The organism is Desulfococcus sp. (assembly GCF_041737845.1).
Taxonomy (GTDB): Bacteria; Desulfobacterota; Desulfobacteria; order Desulfobacterales; family Desulfococcaceae; genus Desulfococcus.
Genome location: NZ_JBGSQX010000126.1, coordinates 1 through 7,457, shown reverse-complemented (window position 1 = coordinate 7,457; position 7,457 = coordinate 1). Strand labels below are relative to the sequence as shown.

Annotated in this window: 4 protein-coding genes; all 4 read right to left on the bottom strand. The window is 64.8% G+C overall.

The window, feature by feature from the left end:
• A partial coding sequence (locus tag ACEW8N_RS14675) for a DUF4157 domain-containing protein (RefSeq protein WP_373500585.1) occupies positions 1 to 560 on the bottom strand: 560 nt, incomplete at its 3' end.
• 101 nt (positions 561 to 661) lie between these two features.
• Positions 662 to 1,585, bottom strand: coding sequence for a hypothetical protein (locus ACEW8N_RS14670; protein WP_373500584.1), 924 nt, complete (start codon positions 1,583 to 1,585; stop codon positions 662 to 664).
• 70 nt (positions 1,586 to 1,655) lie between these two features.
• Complete coding sequence (locus ACEW8N_RS14665) at positions 1,656 to 5,207, bottom strand: hypothetical protein (RefSeq protein ID WP_373500583.1); 3,552 nt, start codon at positions 5,205 to 5,207, stop codon at positions 1,656 to 1,658.
• 139 nt (positions 5,208 to 5,346) lie between these two features.
• On the bottom strand, positions 5,347 to 7,457 hold a 2,111-nt coding region (locus tag ACEW8N_RS14660), incomplete at its 5' end, for a C25 family cysteine peptidase (protein WP_373500582.1).

Sequence of the window (7,457 nt, the reverse complement as noted above, 5' to 3'; positions counted from 1 at the left end):
GCCGCCTGCTCAAGGTGGCCGTTCCGGGCAGGGCTGGGGGGTCGGAGGCCGCCCCGGCGCTGCTGCACCACGTGGGCCAGTTCATGGGCCAGCACCCGGCGGCCTGCGGGATCCTCCGGCCGAAATCCGCCGCCGGCAAAGGCAATGTGTTCACCAAGGGTATACGCGGCGGCACCGATGTCATCCGTGGAACGGGCGGCGTCGGGGCCGGTGTGCACCCTTACGGCGCTGAAGTCCTGGCCCAAACGCGCTTCAGCCTCCCGGCGGAATTCAGGGTCGAGGGGCCTTCCGCCCCCGGATATCACCTGCCGAACCGCCGGGGTGAGAAATGAGCCCCGTGCGGGGTCCGCATCCGTTGTGCTGAACGGTTTGTCGGGGCGTTCGGCTTCCTGCGCCTGCCATTCGGCTTGCAGAAGGCCCGAGACGCTTTTATTTCCAATCATCCGCTGCAGTTCAAGAATGTTGTGCTTCGGCTCAAGGGTACGGGTCGATTGGCCGGGGCGTGTCGAATGCTTACCGCATCCGGTTTTTTTCCTCTTGGTCTTGGTTTGAAATCCCATCCTCGCCTCCTTCCTGCCGAACTTCGGCCGAAGGTCGTTCATAGGGAAAAGTTTTTTCCGCACAATGATGCATGTCAATCAACGCACCGACGCGATGGCGTTCACCCCTGCTGCGCCATCTGTCCGACGGTCACCTGCCGGAGGTAGCGGTTGTCAAGGGCCATCTGCAGGGCGCCGGTATGTTCCTGCAGCCGGAAAACTTCGTCTGCGGCGGCCCCGGATTCGGCGATCAGGGTAGCGGTCGGGGTGGCAAGAATATCCCAGACGGTCCGGTCGTTCAGCCCCGAAACGGGCGTCAGGCCCGCCGCCGTGCGCAGGGCCATGCGGGCCTTGGCCCGGAGTCCCACCGCCCGCATCAGTGACACGTTCTCGTCCAGGTGGACCGGGACCATGACGGCCAGTGCCCGGATCGTCAAAATGCCGGCCCGGTTGAGGCTGCCCGCGGATGCCCCGCCCACGCCGTCGATCCACTCCACCGTCTCCCGGCCCAGCCAGTGGGACGGAACGGCGTGCCATTCGGGTCCGATATCCGGACACAGCGTCAGGCGGAGACGGCGGGTCAATGTCCGGCCGGCGGCGATCTCCATCCGGGGGTGGATGACATGGTTGATCAGGATCCCGCTGCCCGGCGTTTCAGTGGCATCCCCGCCGAAGAGGCCGAATTCCCTGAGGACAAGATTCCGCCCCCAGGTGAAGACGACGGCAGCCTCGATGCAGGGTGTCGGCACCCCGGACGGACGGCCGTCGGCTCCGATATAGACCATGGCCTCCGGCGCCACCGGCATGCGGTCGAATTCCTCCGCGAGTCGCGCGGCGGTGATATCGGCGGGCGGGCGTACCGCGTCCCATGCCGAAAGGCCGCCCCCCACCGCCCAGAAGAGGATGCCCCGGAGGGAGGGATCGTTTTTCAGGAGCCCGGCCATGAGCGGCCAGGCCGCAAGAACGATGGTGTTGGATCTCCAGCCGCTGTCGGCCAGAGTCCGGCCGAAGGGATCGCGCACCACATCCCTGTAGGTTCCCCGCATGATCTGTTATCCTTTCCCGTCGCGCCGTGGATTCACCCGCGGCATGAGGCGGCCCGTTCCTGGTGCGCGGCTACCTGGCGCGCACCAGCTCGCCGATGGTCAACTCCTGCAGATAGCGGTTGTCGAGGGCGAGCTGAAGGGTGCTGATCTGGTCATAAAGACGGCTGATGGCTTCGATCGACGCCCCCGCCTTGGCTGCCAGCTTTTGCTGCGACGTGGTGAGAACCGCCCAGACCGTGGCCCGCTCGAGGCCGGGCACCGGCTCGATGGCGGCCGCGGTGCGCAGCGCCAGGCGGGCCTTGGTCTGCACCTCCACCATCCGCATCATGGGCAGGGCGCCCTCGAGGGCCGTCGGGTCCATGTCGGCCAGGTCGGCGATAGTCTCGATTCCTTCGAATTTCAAGGTGTTGACATATTTGTTGCTGATGCCGTCGATCCGGCTGATGTGGATGCCGCCCAGCCAGTGATGGGACTTCAGGGACGACCGCCCGAACCCGACGCCCAGGATGCTGACCCCCGGCGTGGGGCTCGGCTTGAACCCCCGGGTGAGGGTTCGGCCGCCCGCGTCGACGATGCGGATGGCCGTCGCGGCCTTGACGCCTGCGCTCTTCAGGCTGAAGGACTGCGTGATCCCCTCCGACCGGCCTATGGAGATCCACTTGTTCCGGCTGTCCGCCGGCAGGGCTTCCACGGCATAAGGCCGGAGCGTTTCATCGGGCTTGACGAATACAACGACGTCGTCCTCGGCCCGCCCCTCGAGGATCCGGTCCTTGATGCCGACGGCGAGGGACCCGAATGCCCCCAGGGAGACAAAAGCCTCCTCTTTCCGGGTCGTGACCTCCCCCAGCGCATGCCTCGGGTCCGTGTGCCGGTTGGCGCCCTTTTCGGCCTCGCGGCCCAGTTGGAAATCGAAGATGCGGTCCGCCCACACCAGGTCGTCCAGGGGCGCCGCCTCAAACCGTGCGACGATATCGGATCCGGCGACGTTCAGGCTGATGACCGGCCGCGTTGATACCGAATATCTCAATTGGCGTGAATAACTGCCGTCGAGGTTGCCCGCGAGAGGTCCGGTGAACTCACCGCCCCGGACCGACAGGGCGACGCCGGGATTGACCCCGATATCCGTCAGCACCAGGTTGCCGAAGCGGTCCCGGGGCCAGACGCGGATATCGGCCAGGTACACCGGACGCCCGGCCTTGATCACCCGGGTGTAGATGACGTCGAACAGGGTGAATTTCGGGTCTGGCCGGACGCCGATCCTCGCCTGACGCTGAATCTCCCGGCGAAAGGCCACGCCCTCTTCGGTCTGGCCGGTCACCGTCACGTAGAATTTGTAGCCGCCCGTGACCGCCGTATTGCCGAAGGTCGCCGTGTAGCGGCCCGTATGGCCGTCCTCGGTCATGGGGATGGTATTGGACTGTTTGAAATTGTCAAACACCAGCCCTTTCTCGCGAAGGGCGAAAGACTTGATGCCCAGGGTCGTGATGTCGTGGTTATGGAACCGCTCGGCGGCATTCGAGTATTCCCCGGCAGTCACATGGGCCTGGGCCAGCCAGTTGATAGGAGACTGGCCGGGCGCGGTGACATGGAGGGTCATGGCCGCCCCGGAGACGGGCTTGCCGTCCAGGGTGACGGCGGCGGTCAAGCCCATGGCGTCCCCGGCATAGTAGACCTTCCGGTCGAAATCGAGCTTCAGTTTGAGCCGGGAAGCCATGAGCACCTCGTACTGGTAGGCCTCACCCATCCTGCCTTCGACGCGCCTGCTCGAGAGGATCAGGGTCCAGGCCCCGTAGCGCGGTTCCTGGGGGCTTGCGGCATTTTTCAGATATTTTTCCCCGATGGTGTAGATCCTGTAGTAGGGATGGCTGTGATAGGCGATATCCGGGGTGACCTTGGCGATCTTCGGGGTGATGAGTTCGCAGGTGGGCGTCAGGAGCTGCACGTTCACCTGCTCATCATTATCAAAGGTGTTCCAGTCCACCACGAAGCTCACCTTGCTGTCGTAGGGCGTCACCTGGATCTGGGCCCGCTTTTCCGGCGACGCCTTCGTCAGGTAGCCCACGGGATCGTTCGCAACGGTCAGATTCAGCCCTTCGACGACTGCCGCGCGCATGGCCTTGGCCAGGGGATCGATGGGGTCGAGGTCGTTGACCCCGGCATCCAGGGGCAGGCCGTCGGACTTGCATGCCAGGGTATTGAGGATATCGTGGTTCACGTCGGTTCCCGTGTCGTCGCCGTAGGCCACGGTGACGACACGGACCCCCTTGTCCACAAAGGATCGGCCGTCGAGTGCGGTTCCTTCAATCCCACATCCACTCCCCTCGCTAGGTTTATAGAAATCCGCTGGATCCGGCGGCCCGGAATTGTGAGCCCCGTCGGTCATGAGGATCATCCAGCGGCGGTTGTACTGCAACGCGTCGGAAGACTCCTCGAAGTTCCCGGAGCCGTTCTCGCCGATGACCCTCGCGATGCCGTGCCCCATGGGGGTCCCCCCCCTATACGGGGTATGATCGTCCAGGCTGGCGTCGGCATCCCCGACGTTTGCGGCGTTGATGTCCGCGGGGGGGTAAAAATCTGCGGAACTGGCCGCCGGAACAGGGGAGACGGTGATGTCGGGAAACATGCTGATCCCGAAGCGGCCGGCGCCGTCGGCGAAATCCCCCAGGAGGGCGAGGCTCGCTTTGGCGGCGCTTTTGAGGCGGCCCCAGCGGGACTCGTTGGGGTTGGCGGGCGGCGTGTTGCCGCCGGGGGACCAGGCCATGCTGCCCGAGGTGTCCAGGAGGTACATGATCTCGAGCTTCCCGTGTGTCGCCCGAAGGGTGACCTCGCGGTTGTGGAAGGTCGCGGGGTTGTCGAGGGCCAGGCCGTCGGTGCTGGCGAGGCTGAAGGTCTCGACGCTCTCCCCCGCCGTGGCCGGGGCGGTGAAGGCGATCACCATGTCCCCGCAGGCGTTGGGGGTGATGGGGTCTGCGGGAACCGATAGGATCTCGAACTCGGAGGCCGCGATCTGACCCGGCACGCTCGTGATCGTGAGAGGCCCCGTGCCCCGGTTGGCGATCTGCAGTGTGTGATTTTCCGTCTGATTCACCAGGATCTGCGCCCCGATGAGGGCGTCCCAGTCGAGCTCTCCGGCGGGGGAGGTGGTGGCGGAGACATCCAGCCACGGCTGGCTGGCCTCGGGGTTGGTCTCCGCCACTACCCAGATGAACTCGCGGGTGTCTACCAGGTTGTTGTTGCGGATCCGGAGATCCCAGGCGCTGCCCGTGGCCTGAAAGAAGACCTCCACGAAGTAGACGCCGTTGGCCTCGGCCACAACATTGGCGTCGGCCACGTGGACGGCCGATCCGTTGAAGATCGACGCGGTCGTCGGCGAGGCGGGAACCTCGACCGGCGTTCCGCCGTCCGCCGACAGAATGATGGTGGGGGCCGGCGGGCCCGGCGTCAGACAGGGGACGGCGGGGTTCAGCATGGCCACCCGGATGAACATGGCGTCGAACAGGCCGAAGGGACCGAGGTTCCCGCCGATGATGACTTGCTCGGCAAAAGACTGGGGCGGGCTGGTCGTATTTGCCGCAACGCTTAAGGGCTGCGTCAGAGTGCTAGGATAAATGTCAAAAGCCATGATACCCTCCTTTACCGTGTTACAGAACGACGAAGGAATCGGTGCCCGTCACGGTTCCGGCATCCGTCATGATGCTGATCTGGCCGGCCCTGAAATTCCGGCCGCGTACATCCGCATCGGCTCCCAAAACGCCGTCATTTCATACGGTCACGCTGATCCGGCCGGTGTAGGGTTTCATATTCCACTGCGTCACCGTAATCGTCAGCATCCCAACCGGCGCTCCCGATGACGGCAGTTGGAAACCGGCCTGGCCGAAACTGTTGGTCGTCTTGGATTCATAGACGACGGGCCGCCTGGACGAATCCGTCCATCCCCCCATGAGGGTCACCCGGTGGCCGGCGACGGGAGACCCCAGCCTGCGCACGGTGACGTTGACGGTGCCGCCCCAGGCAACCGAAGCCGGGTGCGCGACCTCCTGGGTTTGGGGCACGTCCGTCCACACCGGCATCTCGGGATCGCCGAAGAGCGTCTGCGCATAGACGGTCCAGAGCACGTGTATGGCTCCGGTGGCCAGGCGCAGACCGGCGGCGGGTCCGGTTCGGCCCAGCATGCTCAGTTTTCCCCAGAAGAACTGTTCATAGTTGTCGCCGATGCCGATCCAGCTGTAACGCGTGTTGCCCACATACGCCACCGCGCCGCCGTCCGGATCGACGGTTGCGACCTCGGCGGTCGAGTCGACGCCGTCGGGGCGGGCCGTCGAGCAGGAGTCCGCAAAGGCGATGAAATACTTCCTGTCGTTGCTGAAATCCGGTTGAGAGGATGTATTGATACCGCAGCATCCTCCGGACCACCCGTGGCCGGTCAAGCTGGTGAAATGAACGCCGTTGTTCAAGGCGCCCCGGAGCACCGGCGCTTCCAGCGGAACCAGCGGCGGGGGGGGCGATAAATCGAAATAATCCTCGTAATGCCTTTCCACGGTGGCGAACGAGGGATACCAGCCGTTCATCAGCACGCGCAGGTTTTCCTTTTCCTGGGCGGCCAGTTCCAGACCCATCGGGTCCCAGAAGAAGAAACCGGGATCGATGTCCGTTTCCGGACCGAGCACTCTGACAAAACGCGTCGGGGTCGCGCTTTGCGTTGCGTAGGTATCGCTCGCCGCAAAATACCAGCCGAGGTTGGCGGCATTTGCCGCCGTATTGTAAGGCACAACCACCTGCGAACTTGCCAGCCGCGCAACCAAGCGATGCGAAGACGTTGTTCCGGACAGCGTCAGGTCAAAGCGGGTGCGTACCTTGGTCGCGTTCGAAGCGGCGGCGTGCGTGAAATTGCCCTCCGCCGGCGGTATCGAGGTATCCGGCTGCCGCGATTGAAACTCCCGCCCCCAGTAGGCCGACGCGTACAGCACCTTCTGCAGGTAGGTCGCATCGACACCGCTTTCACCGTCGGGCGTCTCGAGCCGCTCGTACGTCAGGACCTTGTCCACGAAAGCCATTGCCCGGGCGCCGCTTTCGACGGACGCCCGTCCGACCCAGACGTCGGACCACAGGTCGACGGCGTCGAGGGTCTGGTCGCTGCCGCCGCTCCAGTGGTATTGGCCATAGAGACCGTTGTTGTTGCCGTCGAAGTCGTGCTTGCCGGGTTTGGCGTAGCCGGGGCCCACAAGACTGGCGTAATACAGGTCGGACGGGATGCTGTTGACGTCGCGAAACCAGTAGTAATCGTCATCGATCACGGATGCCGGCCCTTCGACGATGATGAAATTGGATGACTGGCCCGCCGCCAGCCGCGCGAAACCCTCGTCCTTCGTCGTGAAGTCGGCCTCCGACGTGTAGTACCAGCCCAGGCGGCCTGCGCCCGCCTCCCGGTCGAAGGGGATTCGCAGACCGCCGTGCATCGTCGACAGCGGGTCCGTGCGCTGAGGCGTGAACATGGGTCGCAGCTTTACCAGCGGCTTGGCGGCAATGACATGGCAGCGGGCGGCGGGCGGCGGGTTGGTGCCGTGGCGGGCGCAGCCGATGGTGTGGTAGGTGCTGGAACCGGCGAGTTGGCGTATGGGCACCACGTTCAGGTCGCCCGCCAGCAGCGCGTAGAGCGTATCCCAGTTCGCGTGGGCGTGCTTGATGAAATTCCGCAAAACCTCCTGCAGATCGCGCGCGAACCCGCCTTGAGTCAAATCGCCGAATTTTCCCCCGACAATGTCCGACACCGTCACGACGCGCGAGCGCATCCCGCGCGAGGTCTTCCACGCCGCCAGTCGCTCGAACTCCGCGACCATGTCGCCGGACAGGGCCGCGCCGCGCTCGGCCAGGG

Excerpts from the sequence above, each read along its gene's own strand:
- ACEW8N_RS14670 (WP_373500584.1), bottom strand. The coding sequence starts at position 1,585 with ATGCGGGGAACCTACAGGGATGTGGTGCGCGATCCCTTCGGCCGGACT.
- ACEW8N_RS14665 (WP_373500583.1), bottom strand. The coding sequence starts at position 5,207 with ATGGCTTTTGACATTTATCCTAGCACTCTGACGCAGCCCTTAAGCGTT.